Source organism: Pseudomonas canadensis, assembly GCF_000503215.1.
In the GTDB taxonomy this organism is placed as follows: domain Bacteria; phylum Pseudomonadota; class Gammaproteobacteria; order Pseudomonadales; family Pseudomonadaceae; genus Aquipseudomonas; species Aquipseudomonas canadensis.
Map to the genome: position 1 here is coordinate 137,490 of NZ_KI628540.1, position 24,608 is coordinate 162,097.

Sequence of the window (24,608 nt, forward strand, 5' to 3'; positions counted from 1 at the left end):
CCGGTCTTTTTACGCGTATCTCGCAAAGGTGCCCCTTGAGCGCAGCCAAAGCCGTCGGACTTTTACTACTCACCTCCCTGTTGGCGGCGTGCGGCACCTCGCCGCCACGCACGCCCAATGACCTCTGCGGTATCTTCCGCGAAAAGGACGACTGGTACGACGCCGCCAACGTCACGCAAAAACGCTGGGGCGTGCCGATTCAGGTGCCGTTCGCCATCATGTACCAGGAGTCCGGCTTCCGCCAGGACGCCCTGGCCCCCCGCAAATACCTGCTGTGGATCATCCCCTGGGGCCGCGTTTCCACCGCCGCCGGCTACGCCCAGGCCAAGGACGAAGTGTGGAACGACTACCGCAAGAGCACCGGCCGCAGCGGCGCCAGTCGCCAGGACTTCGACGACGCCATCGACTTTGTCGGTTGGTACATGGACAAGACCTACACCGTCAACGGCGTCTACAAATACGACGCCTACGGCCAGTACCTGAACTACCACGAAGGCTGGGGCGGCTACCGCCAACGCACCTACGCCGCCAAGGCCTGGCTGCCGCCGGTGGCGAGCAAGGTGCAGGCGCGTTCACAGCTGTATGCGGCGCAGTATGCGCGGTGCAAGGATGATTTGGGGCGGGGGTTTTGGAGTCGGTTTTGGCATTGGCTGTAAGGGGGAAAAGCTGTTCCCACGCTGCATAAGGAATACAGCGTGGGGCAAGGGCTACATCTCGATCAACCAACCCACCAAAGGCACTATCATCAACGTACTCAACGCCATTGAGGTGACATTGCCAATGTACGGGTGAAAGTGTGCGGGCAAGCGGCCCGCAATCGCACAGGCTAGTGGCGGCGCGACCAGAGCCCCAAGCAGAGCACTTGAACCGATGACTGTCCAACTACCACCATGGGTTAATACAGCTGCTGGCACTGCAGAGACCAGTGGAACGTAGGTCGGAAACCATCCTCGTTTCATCCACTGTTTTCGCCAGATCACGACGCCCAGAGCCGATGTTAGCGCCTGGGCCGCGAGCAGGTGCAAAACCAGGCCAGATCCATACGCCGGGCTGATCGGGTTCAGTGCATAGGCCACCAACACACCTGCCAGCAACCCGAGACTCGCGAGTTCGTTTCCGAAAAATGGCGCTTCGGAGAAATCTGCCAACACCCGACGCAGGCCCCAGGCGATACCGTAAGTGGGCGGCTTCGCGGGTGCCGGCTTGGCGGGGGCTGTGTAATCAGAACTCACCAGCGACGGCACTCGACGACACGCTACAAATGCAATGACACTGCCGATCGCCATGCCCACCACATTGCCGATCACTACTGGAAGACCCAGTGGAACGCACACGAAGTTCACGATCAGCAGGCAAATGGGGGTCACCAGCAATGCGCCCAACACTGCACCGTTTACGGCAACTTTCCAGCCGCCGCCGAACATCAGCACCATGGCTGCTGGTAACGAGACGAATGCCGCAAACGTTGGTTGCCACGTCTGTGCGGTGACGCTCCAGCCCCACAGTAGATTGCTCAGCATTAACCCCAGCAGTGAACTGGTTACCAACCAAGGCCATAACCCTGTTCCGTAGGAAATAGAAAATCCCTGCCAGGCTTTACCGTGCTTGCTTGCCCACCATGCCAGGTAGGCGCCGCCCAACAAACCGAGCGATGCCAGTTCGTGCTTGTAGAAGGCTACTTCACTGATATCCCCGACTATCCACCGTAGCCAGGCAACAGGGTGGGGAAGGCTTGCGACCATCTCGGCGTAGCCTGGCCAGGACCATTGGTTGCTGAGCGCCACCCACAGCACCAGTAGCACACTGGCTAACCCCAGTATCAGGACGGTGAGATCTGCCCTGGACCGGTTGGACCTTGTTTCGGTAATGAGTGTTTTCATAGCACACCCTCTGATCAGCGCGGAAGGGCAGGGTGTTGGGAGTAGCCGAGCATTTGATCGTAGAGATCATTGCGTCGATCACGCTGCAGGTCATTGAGGCTGTTCCAGATCGGAGCACTGCGGGCGCTGGTGATATCAATGTCGGCGAACAGGATTTCCTGACGATTGGCTGAAGCTACCGCGCCAATCGGCCAGCCGTTGGTTCCGGCAATCAACGAGCATCCGAGGTAACGCGCTTCCCGCTCTTCGCCAATGCGGCTGGCGGCAGCGATAAACACGTTATTGACGTGGGCGGCGGTCATCGTCAGGTACGACGCCATGCATTTGCCTGCCTCATCGAACAGCGGCGGTGGCGTCCACACCCAATTGTTCAGGCTGCAAATAATATCGGCGCCCTGCTGGCTGAGGATACGTGGCACCTCCGGGAACCAGATATCCCAACAAATCAGCAGGCCAATACGGCCTATCGGGGTTTCAAATACTGGAAATCCGGTATCACCAGGTGTGAACCAGAGCTTTTCCAGGTTCCATAGATGCGCCTTGCGGTATTTGCCGATAAACCCGTCGGGGCCTAGCAGCACCGCTGTATTGAACAACTGCATACCGTCTATTTCACACAGGCCTGCCACCAGGTACACCTGGTGCTTACAGGCAAAATCTATCCACGCCTGCACACTTTCGCCGCCTGGAACCAGTTCGGCATGATCAAAGGCGTCCTGGCGACTGCTGAAGAAATACCCACAATTGGTAAGCTCGGGCAGTACGATCAGGTTCGCTCCACCGTTTGCCGCTTCTGTCGCCAGTGCAAGACTTTGACGCAGATTGTTGGCTCGGTTGTTCACGCCAACCTGAGGGTCCAGTTGGATGACGGCTACGCGTGCGGGGCTTGCTGGTTCGCTCATGGCGGTGACCTCTTATTGTTATACAACCGTGATTCGGTTGGGCGTTTATAAGAGGCGAGCAAGTGTTCAATTAAAAGTCAGGTGATTCCCGTTACGTTGTAGTCTTTTTCTTTTATGGTTCGGCTTTATAGGTTGGGTAGTCGTCCATAGTGAAACCTCCGTTGAAAGCGGCTTGCGTTCTATTACAAATGTTTATCACGGTATCGATTGCTCCCCTGAAGCAGGGCTCCGTCCAGCCCGCATCGACAGAGAAGGATTCACCACAGAGGTACAAGCCTGACTTGTGAGAAAAGTCTCGATTGTATTTCAGTAGTTTCATGGCGTCGTAATAAGTACCTGCACGATAAAGCTTTGCGCAGCCAAGCGAGTTTTTATCATTCATCCATCGTTGAACTACCGCGTGATTACGACCGATGTAGGGTGATATTTTTTCTTTGATATTGGTAGATTTCAAAAGGATTCTGTCGAGGTCTTCGATGCACCTATCAACGAGTTCTTCATCGGTGAATACCGATAGCTTTGTGGCGTCGTCTTCCCATGTGTAGCTGAGAAGAATGCAGTCGTAGGTATTGTTAGGGTTGTAGCGGTAGGTATATACATCATGAACCAAGCTATCCGTCACGATGGCTTGAGGGATTTTTTTATTGTGAGAGAGAAACGTTTTTTTAAGTGGCGCGTACACTTTGCAGCTGGTTTCCCAATGAGCTGTTTTGTAGGCGTCTATGATTTCAAAGGGGAGCATTTCCGGGTTGAAGTTTTCAATTGATATTTGCGTTTCGATCAGCCATGAAGGTAGTGTCATCACTACGGAGTCATAATCGATGAATTCTTTTTTTACGTTTTCTTTTTGTGTGATGTTCCAGTCGAAATAGACTCGTGTTTTCCCGTTTTTCTGTTTCTTGATCTTTGTTACTGCACAATGGGTCATGAGCCCGGAGTGAGTTTTTATGAGGTGCTCGTATAAAGAGTCATGTGTGTCTTCGGGCTTGATAAAGAGTATGGATTCGGCCAGGGATCCAAGTCCGATGTAGTTGGGTTTGTTAAAAGCTAGACCTCTCGAATCCAAGGGCTCGGGATGGTCTAAGTAAGGCGACACCATCGGTGTGCCGTCCGCGTTCACACGCCCGTGGATTAATTGCAGATGACTGCTGAATCCAAATATCGCCGTGCGCAGAGGGTAAAGTGAACACACGTCATAGAAGGCTCCCCAACTGCCATCACCAATGCCGATGGCGTAGAAAACCGCGGATTCCTGTGCAGTCATGCCCATGCCACCGAAGTTTCCAGGGTCACTTGATTGCCAGCTACCGATGCTTGGCATTTGGACCAAGTCGCGGAAGGAAACACTTTCGTATTTTTTGACTATTAAATTCCACATGTTCTCCCAGCCTTCAGTACCGTAATGTTCGGAGACGATCAACGTCATGCGCTCGGCGAAGGCTTTCCATTTTGCGAAAACATTGCCCAGTGTTTGACCTGGAGGCGGCGTTTTTCCATCCGTGTTTTTCCAGATAAGCATGGTGGGTTCTGCGCTGTCATCGACGCTTCCTTCTCGTAGAAATATACCTGTGGATCGCACCGCAGGGCTGCCTGGATTGGGGAAGTCTGTGTGGCGCAGTTCGAATTCGTTAGCGTAATAGGCCATGAGTGAACGCCCATCTTTAGGCGGTTCGTCTGATGTGTTGAAGAACGGCATTCTCATTGCGCCCATCTCGAAAGGCGGTCTGCCTACGGTGTTGGTATTGTGATTCCCAAGAGCGGTGAGGTGCCTGCCGCCAATACGCTTTGACTTTTCAATTAACGTAATATCTGTGAAGCCGCACCGGTGAAGTTCACGTGCCGTTGTTAAGCCCGTAATGCCAGCGCCAATAATGCATATTTTATGGTGGGGTTCAGTAGCCTGGGCAATTCCATTGACCTGCTCCACGAGCGCGCGGTAGTCGAAACATAAATCAGGTGGATTAGGGAACCTGGCTGCCCATTTGCTCTTGTTGGATCGCTTTTTTCGATGGGGGTGTTGGGCTGTGTCTGCGGGGTAATTGAAGTTGGAACCGATGGTCATTCTGATATTCCCAGTTCAGAGTAAATGGACTCGGAGCAGGATGACCGTGAGTGTTGCTAGCCAGAAATAGGCTAGCGTTGGATTTTGGCACAGTAAATTCGTATTTTTTCGTAGGGGCAGTGCAAGCGATTAAAGTGGGGAGCATGCTCCCTCACTCTGAGCGACATTGTATTAGCTCGGCTGCATACACTCCAGCGACCGATCCACCATCACACTGGCCATGTCCACCAGGTGCATGACCGACAGCACCAACGTGCGTGAAGTCCCTTCCAGTTGATCCCCGGCCGTTTGCGCCGCAACGGCGGCACAACGCAACACGCTGCTGGCATGGGCCAGGGCGTCTTCGAAGCTGAGGTCTGGGGTGGTGGTGAAGAATTGCAGTTCTGAAGCGGGTGGCGCGGGGACAGGTTTGTCCATGGGTTCAACTCCTAATCAACGTTAGAGAGCCGATACCTGCGCTACTAAACAGGGTGGCGGTCGTACGCAGGTTAGTAGACCGGTGATTAGGACCCGGCGCACCCGAAGGTGCCCTGCGCACGGCCACCATAACGCAGGGCCGAAAAAAGGCGCCTTGCATAAGGGGGCGCTTGGCGCCTAATCACATCGTGGGTTACTAAACCCGGTCACTGAATGGGCAGTGACCGACGACGACTAGCCACGTGATTTGAGCGGCGCAAGCGGTTGGGATTCTCTCGGAAACGTCCTGCGAGATAAAGGGAAATGTCACTGCTCTTTTCTTGCTTGCGCACCCACATTCTGTGCGGAGGTGATTAGCACGCTGGTAAAAAAACAGTAAGGCTCAAATAATGATTCGGCTGAATGACCCTCAAGGGCTTATCCAGAGGAGGAAAAATGAAGTTTCCTGTGGTAGTACACAAGGACGCGGACTCGGACTACGGCGTGACCATTCCTGACGTGCCGGGGTGTTTCTCTGCGGGAAGGTCTTTTTCCGAAGCGCTGCATAATGTCCGCGAGGCCTTGGCGTTGCACCTTGAAGGGGTGATTGCCGATCAAGAACAGCTTCCGCAAGTTTTAGCGATTGATGTCCACCTGAATAATCCTGATTTTTCCGGTGGATTCTGGGCGATTGTCGACTTGGATTTAATGCCCTATCTGCGAAACACAACTCAAGCAAACACTATCTATCCAACGGATTCCCCATGAGCCCCGAAGAACTCCAAATCACCGACATCCGCCCCGGCACCGGCAAAGCCGTGGTTAAAGGCGCGCTGATCACCACCCAATACACCGGCACCCTGGAAGACGGCACGGTGTTCGACTCCTCTTGGGAGCGCGGCAAGCCGTTCCAGTGTGTGATTGGCACCGGGCGTGTGATCAAGGGCTGGGATAAGGGCTTGATGGGCATGCAGGTAGGCGGTGTGCGCAGCCTGTTCGTGCCGGCGCATCTGGCCTATGGCGAGCGGTCGATGGGCGCGCATATCAAGCCCAACAGCAACCTGCGTTTTGAGATTGAGTTGCTGGAAGTGCTGACGCGGGACGATTGAGAACGATGGACATGGAAGTTGATTCACACGGGTTGCCGGCGTGTTCTGTCGTGGGCATTCAGGTCGTTGAACTGGGTAATCGCGATGAGGTCGAGTTGCAGCGGTTTTTTGAGCGGGCGCCGGATTACTTCATCGCGGTCAACGGCGAACCGGCCACTGCGACCGAAGCGCATGAGGAATTGCAGGGACAGTTGCCCGCAGGGTGGGCGTGCAGTCGGATGTATTGGCTGGGTTACCGCGATCTGGAACACCAGCTGGTGGCGGTGGTGAACATTGCGGCGGACTTGCTGGCTGTTGGTGTTTGGCACATCGGGCTGTTGCTGGTGGATGCACGCTTGCATGGCACTGGGTTGGCGCAGCGGCTGCACGCGGATCTTGAGGCTTGGGCTGCGGGCAGCGGCGCTCAATGGCTGCGTTTGACGGTAGTCATCGGCAATGCCAAGGCCGAACGTTTCTGGCCTAAGCTTGGCTATGTGCAGGTACGCACCCGCGAAGGGATCACGATGGGGCGTCAGGTGAACAGCGTATCGATTCAGGTCAAGGCCCTGGCAGGTGGGCAGGTGGGTGATTACCTGACGTTGGTGCCGCGAGATCAAGTGGATGCACCTTCCTGAACCCATCCTGAAGAATCTTCTTATTCCCCATACGGAAACTTTCCTACGGTTTACTCTCTCATCATCGGGGCGTAAGCTTCGCGCGTTTTCATCAATAGCGGAGACCCTCAGTGGGTACTTGTTCGAGTGACAGTAGTCGGCCGGTTTCGGTAACCGGCACAGGCTTGGCAAGGTAACGCGCATTTTTCCGATGCCGTTGTCTCGCCACTAAAAGCGAGAAGCGGCATCCCGGCAGCGCCAGTCCTGGCACCTGCCCGAATCCCTCTCATCGACGCTGACCAGCACCCGCCTCACCTCGGGATGCTACGGACGCGCCTGTCTTTTACGACAGGCGGGCCAAGCTGGCTGTGCCTATAAAACGGGCGCGGTGCAGACGGCGGTACCTGCACGACGGTTTTTTCCTCGCGCAGGAGTAACACCATGAACCTGACTCTGTTGAAAGAGTTCTTTGCCGGCTTCCTGCGGACCCGGCACATCGCCCGGCATTTCCGCCGCCTGGCGATGCTCGACACCGTGACCGACGCCAGCGTCAGCCGCGAAGTGCCGCCGACCCTGGCGCAAACCCTGGTGGTCTCGGCCAACAGCAGTGCGGTGCAATTGCTCGGCACCCTGGGCAGCCATTCCGAAGGTTTGACGACTCAGGAAGCCGATGCCCTGCGCGTGCAATATGGCCTCAACGAAGTCGAGCATGAGCAACCGCTGCCATGGTGGGTGCACCTGTGGCACTGCTACAAAAACCCGTTCAACCTGCTGCTGACCTTGCTGGCGGTGATCTCCTGGCTGACCGAAGACATGAAGGCCGCCACGGTGATTTTCTCCATGGTGGTGCTGTCGACGCTGCTGCGTTTCTGGCAGGAGGCCAAGTCCAACAAGGCGGCCGATGCGCTGAAAGCCATGGTGAGCAACACCGCTACGGTGCTGCGCCGCGATGAAGCCAAGCGCATCGAACTGCCAATCAAACAACTGGTGCCGGGCGACCTGATCGTACTGTCCGCTGGGGACATGATCCCCGCCGATTGCCGCGTACTCAGCGCTAAGGACCTGTTTGTCAGCCAGGCGGCAATGACCGGTGAATCGATGCCGGTGGAGAAGTTCGCCCAGCAGCAGGACGCCAAGACCCGCAACCCGCTGGACCTGGAGAACATCCTGTTCATGGGCACCAACGTGGTGTCCGGCGCGGCGACGGCGGTGATCCTGACCACCGGCAACAGCACCTATTTCGGCGCCTTGGCCCAGCGCGTGACCGCGACTGATCGCGCCACCACCTCTTTCCAGCATGGCGTCAACAAGGTCAGCTGGTTGCTGATCCGCTTCATGTTCGTGATGGCGCCGCTGGTGCTGTTCATCAACGGTTTCACCAAGGGCGACTGGACCGAGGCACTGCTGTTCGCGCTGTCGATTGCCGTGGGCCTGACCCCGGAAATGTTGCCGATGATTGTCACGTCCACCCTGGCCAAGGGCGCGGTGTTTCTGTCGCGTAAAAAAGTCATCGTCAAGCGCCTGGACGCGATCCAGAACTTCGGCGCCATGGACGTGCTGTGCACCGACAAGACCGGCACCCTGACGCAGGACAAGATTTTCCTGGCGCGTCATGTGGACGTATGGGGTGAAGAGTCCGATGACGTGCTGGAAATGGCCTACCTCAACAGCTACTACCAGACCGGCCTGAAAAACCTGCTGGACGTGGCGGTACTGGAGCATGTGGAGGTACATCGCGAGCTGAAAGTCGGCACGGCGTTCCAGAAGGTCGATGAGATCCCGTTCGACTTCAACCGCCGCCGCATGTCCGTGGTGGTCGCCGAGCAGGGCCAGCCGCACCTGTTGATCTGCAAGGGTGCCGTGGAGGAGATTCTGTCGGTGTGCAACAACGTGCGCCATGGCGACGTCAATGAAGCACTGACCGATGACCTGTTGGCACGTATCCGTCAGGTCACCGCCGCGTTCAATGAAGAAGGCCTGCGCGTGGTCGCCGTGGCCGCGCAACCGATGGCGCCGGGGCGTGACACCTACAGCCTGGCGGATGAGAATAACCTCACGCTGATCGGTTACGTCGCGTTCCTCGACCCACCCAAGGAAAGCACCGCGCCTGCGCTCAAAGCCCTCAAGGCCCATGGCGTGGCAGTGAAAGTGCTGACCGGCGACAACGAACTGGTCACCGCCAAGATCTGCCGCGAAGTGGGCCTGGAGCAACAGGGTCTGCTGATGGGCAACGACATTGAGGACATGACCGACGCCGAACTGGCCAAGGCCGTGGAAACTACCAATGTGTTCGCCAAGCTGACGCCAAGCCACAAGGAACGCATCGTGCGCTTGCTCAAGGCCAATGGGCATGTGGTCGGCTTCATGGGCGATGGTATCAACGATGCGCCGGCGCTACGGACCGCCGATATCGGTATTTCGGTAGACAGCGCGGTGGATATCGCCAAGGAAGCTGCCGACATCATCCTGCTGGAAAAGAGCCTGATGATTCTGGAGGAGGGTGTGCTGGAAGGCCGTCGCACCTTCGCCAACATGCTCAAGTACATCAAAATGACTGCCAGCTCCAACTTCGGCAACGTGTTCTCGGTGCTGGTGGCCAGCGCGTTCATTCCGTTCCTGCCGATGCTGCCAATGCATCTGCTGGTGCAAAACCTGCTGTATGACATTTCGCAGATTGCGATCCCGTTCGATAACGTCGACGACGAGATGCTGAGTAAACCCCAGCGCTGGCAGCCAGGAGATGTCGGTCGTTTCATGCTGTTTTTCGGGCCGATCAGTTCGATCTTTGACATCACCACGTTCGCACTCATGTGGTACGTCTTTGACGCCAATACTCCCGACCACCAGACCCTGTTCCAGTCTGGCTGGTTCGTGGTGGGGTTGCTGACCCAGACGCTGATCGTGCACATGATCCGCACCCCGAAAATCCCGTTCCTGCAAAGCCGTGCGGCGATGCCGTTGATGGTGATGACCGGCGTGATCATGGCCGTGGGGATTTTCCTGCCGATGGGGCCGCTGGCGCATTACTTCAAGTTGCAGGCGCTGCCGTCGCTGTACTTCGTGTTCCTGCCGGTGATTCTGCTGGCGTATATGGCGCTGACCCAGGCGGTGAAGGGCTACTACATCCGTAAGTTTGGCTGGCAATGAACAGGGAAGATTTCCTATGCAAGCAATCAACAACATCAACCTTGAATCTCTGGTCGACACTCTGGTCAGCCTCACTGCGGCCTTTGTCCTCGGCGGCTTGATCGGTTTCGAACGTCAATACCGCCAGCGTACGGCGGGCCTGCGCACCAACGTGCTGGTGGCAGTGGGCGCGGCGATTTTCGTCGACATGGCTAGCCGACTCGGCGGCGCGGAAGGCGCGGTGCGGGTGGTGGCCTATGTGGTCTCGGGCATCGGCTTTCTCGGTGCCGGTGTGATCATGCGTGAAGAGGGCAACGTGCGTGGGCTCAATACGGCGGCCACCCTCTGGGCATCGGCGGCGGTGGGCGCCTGCGCGGGGGCCGACCTAGTGCTCGAAGCGCTGCTTGGCACGCTGTTTGTGCTTGCGGCAAACACCTTGCTGCGACCGATTGTCAACAACATCAACCGTCAGCCGTTGGACGTGGTGTCGGCAGAGGTCACCAACATCTTGTATGTGATCGCCCGGCGTACCCAGCAGAAAGCCGTACTGGCTTTGCTGGAAGCGGAGCTGGCACGTTGCAACTACCCGGCCAGCGATGTGGACGTGCGTCCCTTTGGCACGGAAGAAGTGGAGATCGAAGCCACCTTGGCCGTGACGTCGGTGGACGGTGACGAACTGGACGCGCTGGTGGCGCGAATTTCGATGTCGACCCTGGTGGTGCAAGCGTTCTGGAGCCCAAGTACTACCGAGTAATCCCCGGCTGTCTGGGATTGTCCCGCGCAAAGCTGACTATGCTGTTACGAGGAAAAGTCCTACAAGCAATCGAGACTATCCCTTCATTTGATAAGCCACACCGTTGTTAAGGTTGCGCCCTTGCGCCTTAGAAACCAAGGCGCAGCTCAACGTATTGACAGTGTTCTATCAAAAGGAGGGGTCTGTCCTACCTGAAGTGTCATGCAGAGTAATCAGTACCGTTTGTCGGAACTGTTACTTTTCACAGGTAGATGGGTCCCGTGTGATATGTAAGCGTACTGATCCCTCGGGGGAGTCTTATGAGCAAAGCTTTAATTGTGGATGATCACCCTTTTATCCGTGCCACCGTGAAGTACCTGTTGAAGCAAGAAGGCTTTGGTGAAATCTATGAAGCGGGCAACGGCGCCGACGCCATGCAGTGCGCGCGTGAGCAGCGCCCGGACCTGATCATCCTCGACCTGGCCATGCCCAAGCTTGGCGGGCTGGAGGTGATCAGCCGGATCAAGGCGTTGGAGCTGCCATGCAAGATCCTTGTGCTGACCTCCTACCTGGCGGTGTTCTTCTCCACCCGCTGCATGCGCGCCGGGGCCATGGGCTTCGTGGCCAAGACGGGTGAACTGGACGAGTTGCAAAAGGCGATCAGGGCGATCCGCTCCGGCTACAGCTGCTTCCCCAGCGTGGCCAACAGTTCAGTGCGCCGTGACGATTTGCAGACCACCGAGCAAGAACTGGTCGAAGCGCTGTCGGACCGCGAATTGACGGTGCTGCAAAAGCTGGCTCTGGGCCTGAGCAATAAGGAAATCGCCGAGGATATGCTGCTGAGCCACAAAACCATCAGCACCTACAAGACGCGACTCAAGGAGAAGCTGCGTATGTCTTCGGTAGTGCACCTGTCCAAGTTCGCCCAGCGCAATCATCTGATCTGAAATGACCACCTCCCGGCTGTTGAGATTCACGGCTGTCCTGCTGATCGGGTTGTTTTCCCATGCAGCGATGGCCCTGGATGAGCCGCACTCCCTACGACTCCTCGGTCACGCCACTCTTGAGAACCCAGGCGTGGCGCTTGATGAAAGCGACTGGCGCTGGTTACGCCAGCGGCGCACGTTGGTGATGGGGGTGTCGGCGCCGGACTACGCGCCTTTCGACCTTAGCAACAACAATGATTTTGAAGGTATCACCGCTGACTACGCGTGGTTGATCAGCCTTATCTTAAGCGTGCCCATTGAAGTTCGACGCTATGACACCCGCGATGAGGTGATCGAGGCACTCAAGCTGGGAGAAGTGGATTTAGTCGGGTCGGCCAATGGCTACGAAGCCGCCGACAAGGGCCTGATACTGTCTCGTTCCTACGCCAATGATCAACCTGTGCTGGTAACCCGCGCGGGTGACAGTCATTTACTGAGCCCCGACCTGGCCGGCAAACGCGTGGCGATGCTCTACCACTACATGCAGCCTGACGCGGTGCAAGCCTATTACCCAGCGGCGCAACTGATGTTGTACGGTTCGACCCACCAAGCCATCGGCGCCGTCGCGTTTGGCCAGGCGGATGTGTACCTGGGCGACGTCATCAGTACCCGTTATCTGATCCAAAAGAATCACCTCAATAATGTGCGCGTGGCCGATTTTTCCGGGCTGGAGGTCAACCCGTTCGGGTTCGCTTTCTCCGGAGATAACATCCGCCTGCTGAATATCATCAACGCAGCGCTGGCCGTGATCCCGGCCAACCAGCAAATGAGCATCCTGCGCCGCTGGAGTGCCGGAGACAGTGGCTTCCTGGAGGCCGACCGGTTGCGCCTGAGCGACGGTGAGCAGCGTTGGCTGGAGAAGCATCCTCGGGTAAAGGTCGCGGTGCTCGACAAGTTCATGCCGCTGTCATTCCTGAATGAGCAGGGGCAATTCGCGGGGCTGAGCGATGAGGTGTTGTCGCGGATCAGCTTGCGCACGGGTTTGAAGTTCGAGATGGTCCACAGCAATTCTTTACCTCGGCAAATTGATGAGGTCAGCAGCGGGCAAGTGGACATGCTTGCGGTCATTACGCCTAGCGTCGAGCGTGCCGAAAAAGTCCGTTTCACCCGACCTTACCTGTCCAACCCCTACGTGCTGGTGGCGCGTGCCAGTGATGAACGGCTGCTCACCCTGGAAGACATGCCCGGAAAACGGCTGGCGTTCATTGGCGGCAACAGCCTCGGTGCACAGATAGCCCGGGATTATCCAGGTATCAAGTTTGTCGACGTCGAGAACCCTGAGGCCGCCATGGACCTGGTCGCCAAGGGGAGTGTCGATGCGACTATTGTTTCGTTGATCAGCGCACGCTACATGATTGCGCGCAATTATCGAGACCGTCTGCGTATCACCACCACGATCGGCACGGAACCGGCGCGCATTGCCTTCGGTGTCAACCGCAGCCAACTGGAGCTGTATTCAATTCTCGAGAAGGCGTTGTTGAGTATCACGCCTGAAGAAATGGACGAACTGACCAACCGTTGGCGCAGCGAGATCATCATCGAAGACAGCTATTGGAGCAGCCACCGCAATGTGATCATCCAGGGGTTTGGTCTGGCCGCGTTACTGCTGCTGGTGACGCTGGGTTGGGGGCTCTACCTGCGCAACCTGATACGCAAGCGCGCCCAGGCAGAGCGGGCCTTGAGCGACCAGATGCGATTCATGAGCGTGCTGATCGACGGCACACCCCATCCGATTTACGTGCGCGATCGCCAGGGCCGGTTAATGGCCTGTAACAACGCTTACCTTGATGTGTTTGGCTTCAGGTTGGAGGACGTGATCGGCAAGACTGTGGTGCAAACCGACACGGGCAACCCGCCGCAGGCCCAGTCGTTCCATGCCGATTACCTGGACCTGATGGAGCGGGGCGAGCCGCAGATCCAGGATCGCGTACTCAAGGTGCCAGGTGGTGTGTTGACCATTTACCAGTGGATGCTGCCGTACCGTGACAGTAATGGCAGCGTCGTGGGCATGATCGCCGGCTGGGTGGATGTCAGCGAGCGCCAGCGCCTGCTTGGCCAGTTGCAGGAAGCCAAGGAGGAAGCCGACGCCGCCAACCGTGCCAAGACCACCTTCCTGGCGACCATGAGCCATGAGATTCGCACACCGATGAATGCGGTGATCGGTATGCTTGAGTTGGCCTTGAAAAACGCCGAGCAGGGCCGTGTCGATCAGGACGCGCTAGAGGTGGCGTCGATGGCGTCCCGGAGCATGCTGGAGTTGATCGGCGATATCCTGGACATTGCACGGATTGAAACCGGCCACCTGTCCTTGAGCCTGGAGCAGGCCAATCTCCATGAGTTGTTGGCCTCCGTGGCGCGCGTTTTCGAGGGGTTGGCTCGGGATAAGGGGCTGCAGCTGCAAGTCGAGCTTGATCCGCTGATCGATCGAACGGTGCTGATCGACCCTTTGCGTTTCAAGCAAGTGGTGTCCAACCTGCTGGGCAATGCCATCAAGTTCACCGCCACCGGGCAGGTGCGTCTGGGCGCTCAGAGCACACCGGCATTGGTCGGTGACCACTTGAACCTCCGGTTGCTTGTGGAAGATACGGGGATTGGCATCAGTGCCGAAGATCAGCAGCGCTTGTTCAATCCGTTTTTCCAAGGCAGCAACAACGACCAATCGGCGCGCAGTGGCTCCGGCCTTGGGTTGGTGATCAGCCGCAACCTGTGCGAGATGATGGGCGGCCAATTGCATTTGAGCAGTGTGCAGGGCAAGGGGACGCGAGTGGACGTGACGTTGGCGCTGGCGTTGACCACCGAAACGGCGCTTTCTTTACCTGTTAAACCTGCGCCTGCGACACCTGCATTGAACCTCCTTGTGGTCGATGATTACCCGGCCAATCGCTTGCTGTTGACTCGACAACTGAGCTTCCTGGGACATCACATCGTCACAGCCGAGGACGGCGCTGAGGGCTTTGCCCTGTGGCAGGCCGGGCAGTTTGATGGCGTCATCACCGACTGCAATATGCCACTCAAGGATGGCTACACATTGGCACGTGATATCCGTGCCCAGGAGCGTCAGCGTGGCCTGATGCCGTGTCTGCTACTGGGGTTTACCGCCAACGCGCAACCGGAGGAGACCGAGCGCTGCCGGCAGGCGGGCATGGACGGTTGTCTCTTCAAACCGACCGGCCTGGATGATCTGCGCACGGCGTTGGCGTCGCGCACCGCGGCAGCGGTGGTGAAAGAGGGCGTGCCGGTATGTGACTTGAGTACGCTAGTCGCTCTGACAGGCGATGATACTGCCGGGCTCAATGAGTTGCTGACACCATTGCTCGGTAGCCTCGCGGTGGACCGCTTGCTGCTATCGGCGCTGCAAGAACACGCGGACTTTGGCAAGTTGCATGACCTGGCCCATCGGGTCAAAGGTGGCGCTCGCATGGTCAAGGCGGCGGCGCTGGTCGCTTGTTGTGAGGCGCTGGAGGGCGTGTGTGAAAGGGGGGACCGTGATGCATTGGCGGCTTCGGTTGAAGCCATTGGCCACGCCATTGATAGCTTGCATCATAACTTGAGCGAACGCATCAAGCAGACTTGACTGAAGTGGATGTCTATTCGGTGGGTTTGGGAGAATTCCTACATGGAGTAGGAATAAACCTGATTTTGTCTTCGGGGTATGTCTGGAAAATGGGGCTCGTTCACTGACGAGCGCTGCCTGCCCAGGGATTCGCCATGCCAAACAAAGCACTGACCATCCTGATTGCCGATGAACAACACCTGCAACGTTTGTATATCGAGAAAATGCTCAATCGGCTGGGGTACTTCCGGATCGTACCGGTGGAAACCGTTGAAGAGGCCCAGTTGCTCACCGCTATCCCGGCTCTGCCCTTTGATGTGCTGATCATCAATGCGGGGCTGACGGCTCATGCTTGCGGGTCTCAACCCCAGGCGCACCACGTGCTGGTCTACGATCATTTGGACCTGAGTACCCGCGCTGACGTAACGCCGGCGGTGCTGGTGCGGCTGCCCGGCGTGCCTGACAACGTCAACCTTGAACACTTCATGGACATCATTGACCCACCCGCAGCCACTGCCGGCCTGCGGGTGTTGCCGTGGTTGCGCGAGTTATCCCAGCCAGCAGCCGGGGGTTAATCCCATTTCGGTGCGATACCCTTGGGGCTGGTCAGGCGATGGCCGCGTTCCAGCTCGGCAATCTGTGCCATGTCGGCAGTACTCAAGGTCAGTTGCAGGGCCTTGAGGTTACTTTCCAGGTTGGTGCGCTTGGTTGACGACGGGATGACTGCGTAGCCCAATTGCATGGCCCAGGCCAGCGTCACTTGCGCTGGGGTCGCCTGATGGCGTTCGGCGATTTGCTGGATCACCGGGTCCTTGAGCACTTCGCCGTAGGCCAGCGTCATGTACGACGTGATCTGAATGCCGTTGGCGGTGGCGAAGTCCACGACCTTGCGGTTTTGCAGGTAGGGGTGCAGTTCGACCTGGTTGGTGGCGATGTTTTCGGCGCCAACGGCTGCAATCGCTTGTTTCATCAAGTCGACGGTGAAGTTGGAAATGCCGATCTGGCGGGTCAGTCCCAGGCGCTTGGCTTCCAGCAACTGGCCCATGAATTCGGCAACAGGCACCTGGTCGTCCGGCGAGGGCCAGTGGATCAGGGTCAAGTCCAGGTAGTCGGTCCTCAGTTTGCCCAGACTTTCGCGCAGGCTTGGAATCAGCTGGCCTTCGGCGAAGTTGGCGATCCAGATCTTGCTGGTGATGAACAACTGGTCACGCGGCACGCCGCTGTCGGCAATTGCCTGGCCGACGTCGGCTTCGTTCTCGTAGATCTGCGCGGTGTCGATCACACGGTAGCCCAGTTCCAGGCCGGTGCTGACGGAATCGATCACCACCTGGCCTTGCAGGCGGAAAGTGCCGAGGCCGAAGGCCGGGATACTGTGCGTTGGGATAGACATCAGTAACTCCTGAAGGGGTGTGAACAATGGAGTCGAGTATCCGCCCGTCGTTCCTTCGGAAAAACCGCCGAATCCGAAAAGGACTCTTTACCGCTGGTCACGAATTGCCAGCGCCTTGAACCGCTGTGTCAATGACAGAACCACCTGACCGCTCCCCATGTTGGGCACCACGTGGGTGAAGGGAATGTCGATCAGGCGGTTCTCGCGCACGGCACGCAGCTTCGAAAGCACCGGGTCGCTGTTCAGCAACTGCCGCTTGCGGCTGGCCGGTGACCACAGCGCGTCGGCCAGCAGGATCACGTCCGGGTCCTTGGCCAACAGAGTTTCATTGCTGACGGTCACCCGTGACAACGGGATATCGGCCAGTACATTGCGTGCACCGGAAGCTGCCAGCAAGGTGGTGACAAAACCCCGTTGACCTTCGCTATCGAGTCCCCCCACTTCATTGTCCAGGTAAAACACCGACAGCGGACGGGCATCCCCGATCAGCGCGTGGGCGTGTGCCAGGTCAGCATCCAACGCATCGCTCAGCATTTGAGCGCGCTGGTTTTTGTGCAGGAGGGCGCCGAGGGTAAACAGGTCCTGGCGGATATGTCCAAAATAATCCAGGGAGTGACCCGCGCAGGCGGACTCCAGCAGGTAGGACGCCACTCTGTTGTTTGCCATCCCGGTGCGGGAGGTGACCCCATCACCGAACGCACTGGCAAAGCCGCCCACCACCATGTCCGGACGTTGCGCATACAGCACTTCGCTGGACGGGTATTTCGTCGCGATGACCGGCACGTCAAAGTACTCGCCATGCCGGTGTGCAATGCCGTTGTCGTCCAGATACGCGACACCCACCAGCGAAGGCCCGGCATCCAGCGCTAGCAGCAGATCGGCGGCGTGCTGGTTGAGTGCCACGATGCGCGAAGGCGGTGACGGGGGCACGCTCCAATCCTGGGCGCAGTTGCGATAACTGTCTGCCAGCGCCGGTGTGCAGCAGAACAGCGCGACTGGCAATAACCAGGTTTTTCTCATGGTAGGTCCTTGATCAGCAGGTCTTGCACCACATCGCCACTCACCAGGTGCACATCCACCAGGCGCAGCACATCGGCCTTGTTGCGCACGCCATACCAGCAGCGTTCGGGATATACCGTGAGTACCGGCCCGAGGTTGCACGGGAACTGGCAATGGGTGCGCGTCAGCAGCACGCCACCGGGCACTTCGATGTGTTCATGTTCCAGCAACCGGCGGCGCAGGGTTTTCCACAGTTGCAAGGCGCCGCGCTGCGTACAGCGCGGGCCGGTGCACAGGAATACATGGCGGGCGTGGTCCGGCATGCGAGACCAGTCGGGATGGAAGTCCACCCCGTCGATTTTGGTGATCTCAGTCATCAGAAACGATACGTGTAACGCACCTGCGATGTGAACGGGCGGCCGAGGTTATCGACGTTGCTGGCGCGGCTGGTGACGTAGTCGCGGTCGAACAGGTTTTCCACCAACACGCTCAGGCGGTGCTGGTGGGCGGTGTCGAGGTAGCGATAGGCATCGGCGTCCACCACGGAGTAGTGGCCGTATTCGACTTTTTTCGAGCTGGTGATGTCGCGGATATAGCGGATCGCAGTACCTGCGCCCCATAAGCGATTTTCCGATTCGAAACCGATCCGTGAACGGGCGAAAAAGCTCGGAATGTCGTTGATAGTGACCCCGGTGCGGGACTCGGTGAGGTTGCGCGTCATGTCGGCTTGCAGGCTCCACTGGTCGTCGAGTGCAAGCTTGGCGTCGGCCTCGAAGCCGCGCATCTGGATCTGGCCCTGGCCGTTGACCCACTGCACATCGTCAAGCGTGATCAGGTCGGTGATCTTGCGTTTGAACAGCGTGACGCTGGCGCTGAAATCACGCTCGGCCAGCAACCCTTTGTAATCGATACCCAGCTCGGCGTTGCGGCTTTTCTCCGGCTTGAGGTTGCGGTTGCCGATTTCGTCGCCTGGCTCGTTGACGAACAACTGCTCGGCGTTGGGCAGTTTGTAGGCCGTACCGTATTGGCCGCGCAGGGTCCAGTGGTCGTTGAGGTCGTAGAGGGAGGTGAGCATGCCGACGGTTGCGCTGTCGCCGCCGCTCATGGCTTCATGGCGCACGCCGATGCTGGGGTGCCAATTGGGCAATGCGTCGATCTGTGGCCGCAACTGCGTATACAGCGCATGGGCCTGGGCCTTGTTGTCGTCGATCACCAGTACATCGTCCTGACCCTTGAACCACTGGTTGTCGCTGCCCACCACCAGCACATGGCCGCCTGGCAATTCAGCCTTGCCTTCGGCCTGCACGCCCCAATCGGTAAAGCCCCAGTAGTCATTGTGATTGCGCACATTGCGGCCGCCACTCGCGGTGTTGTCGATCCGTGTATAACGCGTGTCCCAATCGTTGATATGGCCCTTGACGAAGTAGCTCAAGCGCTCGTTGATCGCCTGTTCGAAAGTGGCCGTGGCGATCTGTTGCACGCGGTCGTTGGTGGTCTTGTAGTTGTTTACCGGCCGCGCGAAATCAAGGTTGGCATCGGCATATTGGTAGAACAGCTCCAGGCGCGAGTCATCGCCAAACGACTGGATGGCCTTGGTGCCTAAGGTGGTCACTTCGTACGAGCGTTTTTTGTCGCTGACGCGGCCGCTGTAGTCGCTGTTGCGAAACGGCTGGTAGCCTTCGGAGGCGTTGCGGCTGACATACGCCAGCAGGCCGAGGTCTCCCCAACCGTTGGTGAAGATCTTCTCGACCCGCGCATCGCCGGTGGTGCCGCCGAAGGTATCGACTCCCAGGTTCACTTCACCGGACGTCTCGCGGGTCTGCGGGCTGCGCGTGACGATGTTGATTACCCCCGATACCGCCTGGGTGCCGAACAGCAGGCTCTGGCCGCCCTTGAGCACTTCGATGCGCTCGATGGCGTTGGCCGGCAGCGTGTCGAGGTACAGGCCGCCATACAGGCGGTTGTTCAGGCGTACGCCGTCGAGCAGGATCAGCGTGTCATCGTTGCGCCCGCCCAGCAGGGAATAGGTGCCGTAGTCGAATGGGCCGTTTTTCGGCGCCACGTAGAGGCCGGGGATGAACATCTGCATCACCCGCGTCACGTCGGCGGCGGGGCCGGCGCGTTCGATCTGTTCGCGGGTGACGATCTCCACTTTGCTGCCGTACTGGGCCATGGCGGCGACGGTGGTGGATTCCACGGAGGGGGCGGAGACGATCTGCTGGTTGAGTACCAGGGTGTTGTCGTCGGCCAGCAACAGGGGGCTGAACAGCGAGCCGAACAAAGGGATCAGGGAACGTCGAATCATAGTCTTCTCGAAAGTATCTTCGCAGAAGCACGCAGGAGAAGGCATCGCGCACACGCCGACACCGGCCCATGCCCGCCCACCGCAGGAGTTTGCCTAACAGAAATTCCAGGCCGGTCTCCGGGCTCTCGCGTATGGATCCCTTCACCTTCCCATGGCGCGCAGGCCACAGTGGTGTGTCGAAGGGGTCACGCGAATACCGTTGCGGGGGCAGCACCGGACTGGCTCAAAGAGCGTACCGGTTTCCCGTTTCACCCCAAGCACGGCGGCAGGGGGCACCTGAAACAGGGCGGCATCTGAACATTCGCATGACCGTTCGTCAACTCCGTCATCCAGGATTCTCAGGCTTTACTTGCCAGCAAGGGGGCGGCGCGGCATCCGCACCGCCCAACTCAATACCCACCTAGCGCTGAACAACAAATTCGAATCTAAGATCAAGTACCTTGGGACCCTGCGCGGTTGCTTCGGTTATGCGTTCGACCACACCCTGGTCTACGGCACGGCTGGTCTGGCCTATGGCGAAACCAGCCAGAACGTCGACATGTTCGGCCCCACAGGCAATACCCAGTTCAGCGACGACCAGAGCCATTTCAAGATGGGTTATACGGTGGGAGCTGGTATCGAACAGGCCATCCCCAAGAACCTGTCGTTCAAGACCGAATACCTGTACTACGACCTGGGTGAAGACAAGCTGAACGTCGCGGTGATTCCGGGCATCGGTGGAGCAGGGACTGGCTATGATTCCAAGTTCAATAACGATGGGCAGATGTTTCGCGTCAGGTTGAACTGGAAGTTTGACTGACGTTGGAGCCTCAGGCGCAGAGGCTTTCAGCGTGCATCGGACGCGCGGGGCGGTGTTGATGGAACTCGCCCTGTCGCGGCTTGCGGTTTTTGCGGGTGTGGACCGCGTTCCAGATCGTGAAGTCGAACTGTGTGGCGGAAACGACATTTTCCTGGATCAGTGTGATGGGCGGCGGGGTGGCTGCATTTGAGTAGTGAGTATTCAGCGTGACCTCTAGTGTGTCCTTGTCTCGGTAACCGCTGAGTAGGGGGATTAGCGTGAAGGCATGATCGACACCTTCGGACTCGGTCGGTGTGCCGGCGAACAGTACGATTCCGACATAGACCTTGCGATCGTTCAAGCTGAACATGCACGGCCGGCACTGCGCGATGGACTCTCTCAGCAAAACTCTGAAAGGTGTACCCTCAAGGACACCCAGCGCCAGCAGCGAGTGGAGCTGGACGTCTGTTTCCAGCTGCAATATTTTCTTCTTCGCGCCCACATAGAACGCTGACCAGAAGAAAGGCATAACCAGGGCCGTCAGCCCGACCTGTATCAGGAAAACCCATAGAGTGCCGTTTTTTCCGTTGGCAATATCAAGTTGCACCAATAGCGTGCCCAAGTAGCTGCTGTAGTCTGTTGCAATGACATGACCCATGATCGGGACCGCCTGCTTTGACACTGCCAGGACGGCTGCGGTCAGGAGGGTCGAGACAATCAGGCAAGCCATCCCCATTCTGGCCACCTGCAAATAGAGCAGTTGCCCTTGGAAACGGTGCAGGCGCACATAGAAGAAGGGGTGCCTGATGCAGACCATGTATCCGCTGACCAGTAATGGGACGATGATCAGCAAGCCCATGAATGATCAGCCTCCATTTTGCGTACTTGGTGCAGGGCGTCCTTGTAACCCTGTGACTCCAAGACTTCGGCGGCATCCAAGCCGATGCCTCCGTATACGACTTTCCAGGTTTTACGGGACTTGACCTCTTTCGCACGCTCCCACTCATCCTGGGTCGGCTTCCCAAACAGCAAATGCAATAACGACATGGCTACACCCTCGAAGAGAAGTAGCCATTTTTATAGCAAGGGAAAGGGACCCTAACCATTGATGGCCGCGTTGCCACTGTCGCCAGTTCCCGTAGGAAACGTCTCCATTTGTATGAGCTGCCTAAAATGTCGGCGGTGTAATTACCCAGATCACCACGGTTTCTACCTTGCCAGGATTGCCGTATCGATGGGGCTCACGGCTGGCGAAGCTGAAACTGTCACCGGCCTGCAGCAGGAAGTGTCGCTCACTTACCCACAACTCGAACTGGCCGCTCAGTACGTATCCCGCTTCTTCGCCTTCATGGCTGTAGTTCTGCTGGCTATACGTACCCGGCGGGAAGCTTGATTGGAGCATTTCCAGTTGGTGGTTGGGCAACGGCGTCAGCAATTGGTCGACGATGCCGTCCTCGTAATGAATGCTCTGGCGGTTGCCTTTGCGCACGACATAGCCTTCGTCCTCGACAGCGGCTACGGTTTCGCTGGCGAAGAACCACTGGATGGTCACGCCCAGGCTGCGGGCAATATTGAACAATGCGGGAATCGATGGATACGCCAGGTTACGCTCCAACTGGCTGAGGTAGCCGGCCGTCAATTCGCTGGCCTGCGCCAGGGCCGTGAGGGTCAGGCCACGCGCCTTGCGCAGCCCACGAATGCGCGTGCCGAGAAACAGTTGCTGGGGATTGTCTGTCACAGGTTCCACGCCACTTTGAGTCCTTCGTAGATCGCTTCTTCGGCGGTGCGCGGGGCCAGGCAGTCGCCGATACGATCAAAGGGCACCAAGCCTTGCAGCTCCGCGCCCAGAGTGTCTACCGGCTGGTGGCCTTGGCACAACACCAGCGTGTCGATATTTTCCAACAGCATCGGCTCGCCGCTGGCGGTGTGTTGCAAGTAGACCGTGGTGTCATCGCAGCCATAGAGGCGGGCGTAAGGGATGATCGGGATGCCCAGCCGATGCAGTTCGCCCGCCAGTTGATCGCGTACATACAGCGGCAGGTTTTCCCCACAGTGGGTGCCATTGACCGCCAGTTGCACCTGATGGCCGGCGCGCATAAGGCGCTCAGCAATACCGGGGCCGATCCAGTCGCAACGCCAATCGACCACCACCACCGAGCGGCCCAACGTGAGCTGCTCGCGCAGCACCTGCCACGCGTCCACCACCTGAAGCTCGCCACCCTGTTCGAAGGCTGGCCAATAAGGCTCGGCGCCGGTGGCAATGATGACGTGATCGGGCTGTTCCTGTTCCACCCATTTACGATCAACCCGGGTATGGCGCACCACCCGTACCCCCGCCAGTTCCATTTCACGTTGCAGGTTGGTACTGGCCCCGCCGAATTCGCTGCGCCGTGGTAGCAGTTGGGCCAGCAACACTTGCCCGCCGAGTTGACCGCTGGCTTCGTACAGCGTTACCGCATGCCCGCGTTTCGCGGCGACTGCCGCTGCTTTCATGCCCGCCGGGCCACCGCCCACCACCATGATGCGTTTGGGTTTCACTGCCTGTTGCAACTCACCAAACACCAACTCGCGGCCAGTCTCGGGATGCTGGATACAGGAGATCGGCAGCCCCTTGTGAAAATGACCGATGCAGGCTTGATTGCAGGCGATGCAAGCCCGCACGTCTTCGGCACGGCCCTCAAGAGTCTTGGCCGGCATCAGCGGGTCGCAGATCAACGCACGCGTCATGCCGCAGACATCGGCCTGGCCCCGCGCCAATATCAGTTCGGCTTCCTGGGGTTGATTGATTCGCCCAGTGACGAATAGCGGAATCGACAGGCTGGCCTTGAACGTCGCCGCCTCGTTGGCGAGGTACGCGGCGGCAATCGCCATGGGCGGCACGATGTGGACTGCGCCGCCCAGGGACGCTGATGTGCCCGCGACGATATGCACGTAATCCAGCTGGGTTTGCAGGTGTTGAACGGCTTCAAGCGACTCGTTTTCAGTGAGGCCTTCGGCGTCGCGTTCATCGGCAGAAATGCGCAGCCCGATAATGAACTGTTCGTCGGTGGCGGCCCTTACGGCTTCGATGATTTCCCTCAAGAACTTCAACCGATGTTCCAGAGAACCGTTGTAATCATCGGTACGCCGGTTTACCCGAGGATTGAGAAACTGCGCCGGCAGATACCCATGGCTGGCAACCACTTCCACCCCATCGATCCCGGCCTCATGCAAGCGTCTGGCAGCCGAGGCATAACCCGCGACGATCTCGTTGATCATCGCCTGGTCCAGCGCTCGTGGCATCACGCGAAAGCGTTCATTCGGCACCCCTGACGCCGAGTACGCCACGGCCAGCAGGCCATCGGCCGACTCCATGATTTCCCGGCCCGGATGGAAGATCTGCGACAGCACCACGGTACCGTGGGCATGGCAGGTCTCGGCCAATTCGCGGTAGCTGTCAATGCAGCCGTCTTCGGTCGCCATCAGCACATGGGAGGTATAGCGCGCACTGTCATGCACCCCGGCTACCTGTAACACGATCAGCCCCACACCGCCCTCGGCGCGAGCACGGTGATAGGCGATCAACTGCGCATTGACCCGATTATCGGTAGGCATCGACGTATCGTGCCCGCTGGACATGATGCGGTTTTTCAGACGTTTGCCACGCAGCTCCAGCGGTTCGAACAGGTGGGGAAAGGTCGGGTGCGACATGGTGCGGATACTCCAGGCGCTGTTATTGTTATTTTTCTATAGGAGGTGAGCGTCAGTAAAAAATCAACTTGTTTTTTTACTATTGACTGGATTAGCGTCGCCCTCA

Annotated in this window: 21 protein-coding genes, 1 pseudogene and 1 riboswitch; of the genes and pseudogenes, 10 read left to right on the forward strand and 12 right to left on the reverse strand. The window is 58.1% G+C overall.

What is annotated here, in order from left to right; translation table 11 throughout:
• Positions 1 to 35 precede the first annotated feature (35 nt).
• Positions 36 to 656, forward strand: coding sequence for a transglycosylase SLT domain-containing protein (locus U367_RS0128610; protein WP_028619621.1), 621 nt, complete (start codon positions 36 to 38; stop codon positions 654 to 656).
• Between the two features lie 51 nt (positions 657 to 707).
• Here the strand turns inward: U367_RS0128610 and U367_RS0128615 are convergent, their stop codons facing one another.
• The 4 genes from U367_RS0128615 to U367_RS0128630 all read right to left on the reverse strand — a co-directional run bounded on the left by U367_RS0128615 (position 708) and on the right by U367_RS0128630 (position 5,261).
• Positions 708 to 1,880 (reverse strand): hypothetical protein, encoded by a 1,173-nt coding sequence (locus U367_RS0128615; protein ID WP_028619622.1) that lies wholly within the window; start codon positions 1,878 to 1,880, stop codon positions 708 to 710.
• Positions 1,881 to 1,894: 14 nt separating this feature from the next.
• Positions 1,895 to 2,782 carry a nitrilase family protein gene (locus U367_RS0128620; protein WP_028619623.1) on the reverse strand — a complete coding sequence of 296 codons (888 nt, stop codon included), beginning with the start codon at positions 2,780 to 2,782 and terminating at the stop codon, positions 1,895 to 1,897.
• A 112-nt stretch (positions 2,783 to 2,894) separates the two neighbouring features.
• Positions 2,895 to 4,844, reverse strand: coding sequence for a flavin monoamine oxidase family protein (locus U367_RS0128625; protein ID WP_028619624.1), 1,950 nt, complete (start codon positions 4,842 to 4,844; stop codon positions 2,895 to 2,897).
• Between the two features lie 171 nt (positions 4,845 to 5,015).
• Complete coding sequence (locus U367_RS0128630) at positions 5,016 to 5,261, reverse strand: DUF6124 family protein (RefSeq protein ID WP_016976709.1); 246 nt, start codon at positions 5,259 to 5,261, stop codon at positions 5,016 to 5,018.
• Positions 5,262 to 5,696: 435 nt separating this feature from the next.
• Here U367_RS0128630 and U367_RS01000000130390 point away from each other — a divergent pair.
• The 8 genes and pseudogenes from U367_RS01000000130390 to U367_RS0128670 form a co-directional block, all read left to right on the forward strand.
• Positions 5,697 to 5,993, forward strand: a pseudogene (locus U367_RS01000000130390) (type II toxin-antitoxin system HicB family antitoxin); the annotation flags it as partial.
• A gap of 11 nt (positions 5,994 to 6,004) precedes the next feature.
• A complete protein-coding gene (locus U367_RS0128640; protein ID WP_028619625.1) occupies positions 6,005 to 6,349 on the forward strand; it encodes an FKBP-type peptidyl-prolyl cis-trans isomerase in 345 nt (114 codons plus the stop codon).
• Between the two features lie 11 nt (positions 6,350 to 6,360).
• Positions 6,361 to 6,963 carry a GNAT family N-acetyltransferase gene (locus tag U367_RS0128645; RefSeq protein WP_028619626.1) on the forward strand — a complete coding sequence of 201 codons (603 nt, stop codon included), beginning with the start codon at positions 6,361 to 6,363 and terminating at the stop codon, positions 6,961 to 6,963.
• 420 nt (positions 6,964 to 7,383) lie between these two features.
• Positions 7,384 to 10,089, forward strand: a complete 2,706-nt coding sequence (gene mgtA / locus U367_RS0128650) for a magnesium-translocating P-type ATPase (protein WP_028619627.1) — start codon at positions 7,384 to 7,386, stop codon at positions 10,087 to 10,089.
• Positions 10,090 to 10,105: 16 nt separating this feature from the next.
• Positions 10,106 to 10,822, forward strand: coding sequence for an MgtC/SapB family protein (locus U367_RS0128655; RefSeq protein ID WP_010211291.1), 717 nt, complete (start codon positions 10,106 to 10,108; stop codon positions 10,820 to 10,822).
• A 299-nt stretch (positions 10,823 to 11,121) separates the two neighbouring features.
• Positions 11,122 to 11,748, forward strand: coding sequence for a response regulator transcription factor (locus U367_RS0128660; protein ID WP_028619628.1), 627 nt, complete (start codon positions 11,122 to 11,124; stop codon positions 11,746 to 11,748).
• A gap of 1 nt (position 11,749) precedes the next feature.
• Positions 11,750 to 15,361, forward strand: coding sequence for a transporter substrate-binding domain-containing protein (locus U367_RS0128665; RefSeq protein WP_028619629.1), 3,612 nt, complete (start codon positions 11,750 to 11,752; stop codon positions 15,359 to 15,361).
• A gap of 134 nt (positions 15,362 to 15,495) precedes the next feature.
• Positions 15,496 to 15,915, forward strand: coding sequence for an ANTAR domain-containing protein (locus U367_RS0128670; protein WP_028619630.1), 420 nt, complete (start codon positions 15,496 to 15,498; stop codon positions 15,913 to 15,915).
• On the opposite strand, the gene dkgB is transcribed toward U367_RS0128670, so the two are convergent.
• From dkgB to U367_RS0128690, 4 genes are all read right to left on the reverse strand, one after another.
• Complete coding sequence (gene dkgB, locus U367_RS0128675) at positions 15,912 to 16,730, reverse strand: 2,5-didehydrogluconate reductase DkgB (protein WP_028619631.1); 819 nt, start codon at positions 16,728 to 16,730, stop codon at positions 15,912 to 15,914. The genes U367_RS0128670 and dkgB overlap by 4 nt on opposite strands.
• Positions 16,731 to 16,817: 87 nt before the next feature.
• The gene (locus tag U367_RS0128680) at positions 16,818 to 17,750 is read right to left on the reverse strand and encodes an ABC transporter substrate-binding protein (protein WP_028619632.1); all 933 of its coding nucleotides are present in this window, start codon (positions 17,748 to 17,750) and stop codon (positions 16,818 to 16,820) included.
• The gene (locus tag U367_RS0128685) at positions 17,747 to 18,106 is read right to left on the reverse strand and encodes a (2Fe-2S) ferredoxin domain-containing protein (RefSeq protein ID WP_028619633.1); all 360 of its coding nucleotides are present in this window, start codon (positions 18,104 to 18,106) and stop codon (positions 17,747 to 17,749) included. Before U367_RS0128685 ends, U367_RS0128680 begins: the two co-directional genes overlap by 4 nt.
• Positions 18,106 to 20,034 (reverse strand): TonB-dependent receptor plug domain-containing protein, encoded by a 1,929-nt coding sequence (locus U367_RS0128690; RefSeq protein WP_028619634.1) that lies wholly within the window; start codon positions 20,032 to 20,034, stop codon positions 18,106 to 18,108. The genes U367_RS0128685 and U367_RS0128690 overlap by 1 nt, the downstream gene beginning before the upstream one ends.
• Positions 20,035 to 20,125: 91 nt before the next feature.
• A riboswitch (cobalamin riboswitch) is annotated at positions 20,126 to 20,329 on the reverse strand.
• Between the two features lie 54 nt (positions 20,330 to 20,383).
• Here U367_RS0128690 and U367_RS01000000130395 point away from each other — a divergent pair.
• Positions 20,384 to 20,833, forward strand: a complete 450-nt coding sequence (locus U367_RS01000000130395; protein ID WP_236639998.1) for an outer membrane protein — start codon at positions 20,384 to 20,386, stop codon at positions 20,831 to 20,833.
• Positions 20,834 to 20,843: 10 nt separating this feature from the next.
• Here U367_RS01000000130395 and U367_RS0128700 read toward each other — a convergent pair whose 3' ends face one another.
• The 4 genes from U367_RS0128700 to U367_RS0128715 all read right to left on the reverse strand — a co-directional run bounded on the left by U367_RS0128700 (position 20,844) and on the right by U367_RS0128715 (position 24,502).
• Positions 20,844 to 21,671, reverse strand: coding sequence for a hypothetical protein (locus U367_RS0128700; RefSeq protein ID WP_028619635.1), 828 nt, complete (start codon positions 21,669 to 21,671; stop codon positions 20,844 to 20,846).
• Positions 21,659 to 21,859 carry a hypothetical protein gene (locus U367_RS0128705; RefSeq protein WP_028619636.1) on the reverse strand — a complete coding sequence of 67 codons (201 nt, stop codon included), beginning with the start codon at positions 21,857 to 21,859 and terminating at the stop codon, positions 21,659 to 21,661. The genes U367_RS0128700 and U367_RS0128705 overlap by 13 nt, the downstream gene beginning before the upstream one ends.
• Positions 21,860 to 21,980: 121 nt before the next feature.
• Positions 21,981 to 22,559, reverse strand: coding sequence for a helix-turn-helix domain-containing protein (locus tag U367_RS0128710; protein WP_016977386.1), 579 nt, complete (start codon positions 22,557 to 22,559; stop codon positions 21,981 to 21,983).
• Positions 22,547 to 24,502 carry an oxidoreductase gene (locus U367_RS0128715; RefSeq protein ID WP_028619637.1) on the reverse strand — a complete coding sequence of 652 codons (1,956 nt, stop codon included), beginning with the start codon at positions 24,500 to 24,502 and terminating at the stop codon, positions 22,547 to 22,549. The genes U367_RS0128710 and U367_RS0128715 overlap by 13 nt, the downstream gene beginning before the upstream one ends.
• Between the last annotated feature and the right edge of the window lie 106 nt (positions 24,503 to 24,608).

Excerpts from the sequence above, each read along its gene's own strand:
- U367_RS0128615 (WP_028619622.1), bottom strand. The coding sequence starts at position 1,880 with ATGAAAACACTCATTACCGAAACAAGGTCCAACCGGTCCAGGGCAGAT.
- U367_RS0128620 (WP_028619623.1), bottom strand. The coding sequence starts at position 2,782 with ATGAGCGAACCAGCAAGCCCCGCACGCGTAGCCGTCATCCAACTGGAC.
- U367_RS0128625 (WP_028619624.1), bottom strand. The coding sequence starts at position 4,844 with ATGACCATCGGTTCCAACTTCAATTACCCCGCAGACACAGCCCAACAC.
- U367_RS0128630 (WP_016976709.1), bottom strand. The coding sequence starts at position 5,261 with ATGGACAAACCTGTCCCCGCGCCACCCGCTTCAGAACTGCAATTCTTC.
- U367_RS0128640 (WP_028619625.1), top strand. The coding sequence starts at position 6,005 with ATGAGCCCCGAAGAACTCCAAATCACCGACATCCGCCCCGGCACCGGC.
- U367_RS0128645 (WP_028619626.1), top strand. The coding sequence starts at position 6,361 with ATGGAAGTTGATTCACACGGGTTGCCGGCGTGTTCTGTCGTGGGCATT.
- mgtA (WP_028619627.1), top strand. The coding sequence starts at position 7,384 with ATGAACCTGACTCTGTTGAAAGAGTTCTTTGCCGGCTTCCTGCGGACC.
- U367_RS0128655 (WP_010211291.1), top strand. The coding sequence starts at position 10,106 with ATGCAAGCAATCAACAACATCAACCTTGAATCTCTGGTCGACACTCTG.
- U367_RS0128660 (WP_028619628.1), top strand. The coding sequence starts at position 11,122 with ATGAGCAAAGCTTTAATTGTGGATGATCACCCTTTTATCCGTGCCACC.
- U367_RS0128665 (WP_028619629.1), top strand. The coding sequence starts at position 11,750 with ATGACCACCTCCCGGCTGTTGAGATTCACGGCTGTCCTGCTGATCGGG.
- U367_RS0128670 (WP_028619630.1), top strand. The coding sequence starts at position 15,496 with ATGCCAAACAAAGCACTGACCATCCTGATTGCCGATGAACAACACCTG.
- dkgB (WP_028619631.1), bottom strand. The coding sequence starts at position 16,730 with ATGTCTATCCCAACGCACAGTATCCCGGCCTTCGGCCTCGGCACTTTC.
- U367_RS0128680 (WP_028619632.1), bottom strand. The coding sequence starts at position 17,750 with ATGAGAAAAACCTGGTTATTGCCAGTCGCGCTGTTCTGCTGCACACCG.
- U367_RS0128685 (WP_028619633.1), bottom strand. The coding sequence starts at position 18,106 with ATGACTGAGATCACCAAAATCGACGGGGTGGACTTCCATCCCGACTGG.
- U367_RS0128690 (WP_028619634.1), bottom strand. The coding sequence starts at position 20,034 with ATGATTCGACGTTCCCTGATCCCTTTGTTCGGCTCGCTGTTCAGCCCC.
- U367_RS0128700 (WP_028619635.1), bottom strand. The coding sequence starts at position 21,671 with ATGGGCTTGCTGATCATCGTCCCATTACTGGTCAGCGGATACATGGTC.
- U367_RS0128705 (WP_028619636.1), bottom strand. The coding sequence starts at position 21,859 with ATGTCGTTATTGCATTTGCTGTTTGGGAAGCCGACCCAGGATGAGTGG.
- U367_RS0128715 (WP_028619637.1), bottom strand. The coding sequence starts at position 24,502 with ATGTCGCACCCGACCTTTCCCCACCTGTTCGAACCGCTGGAGCTGCGT.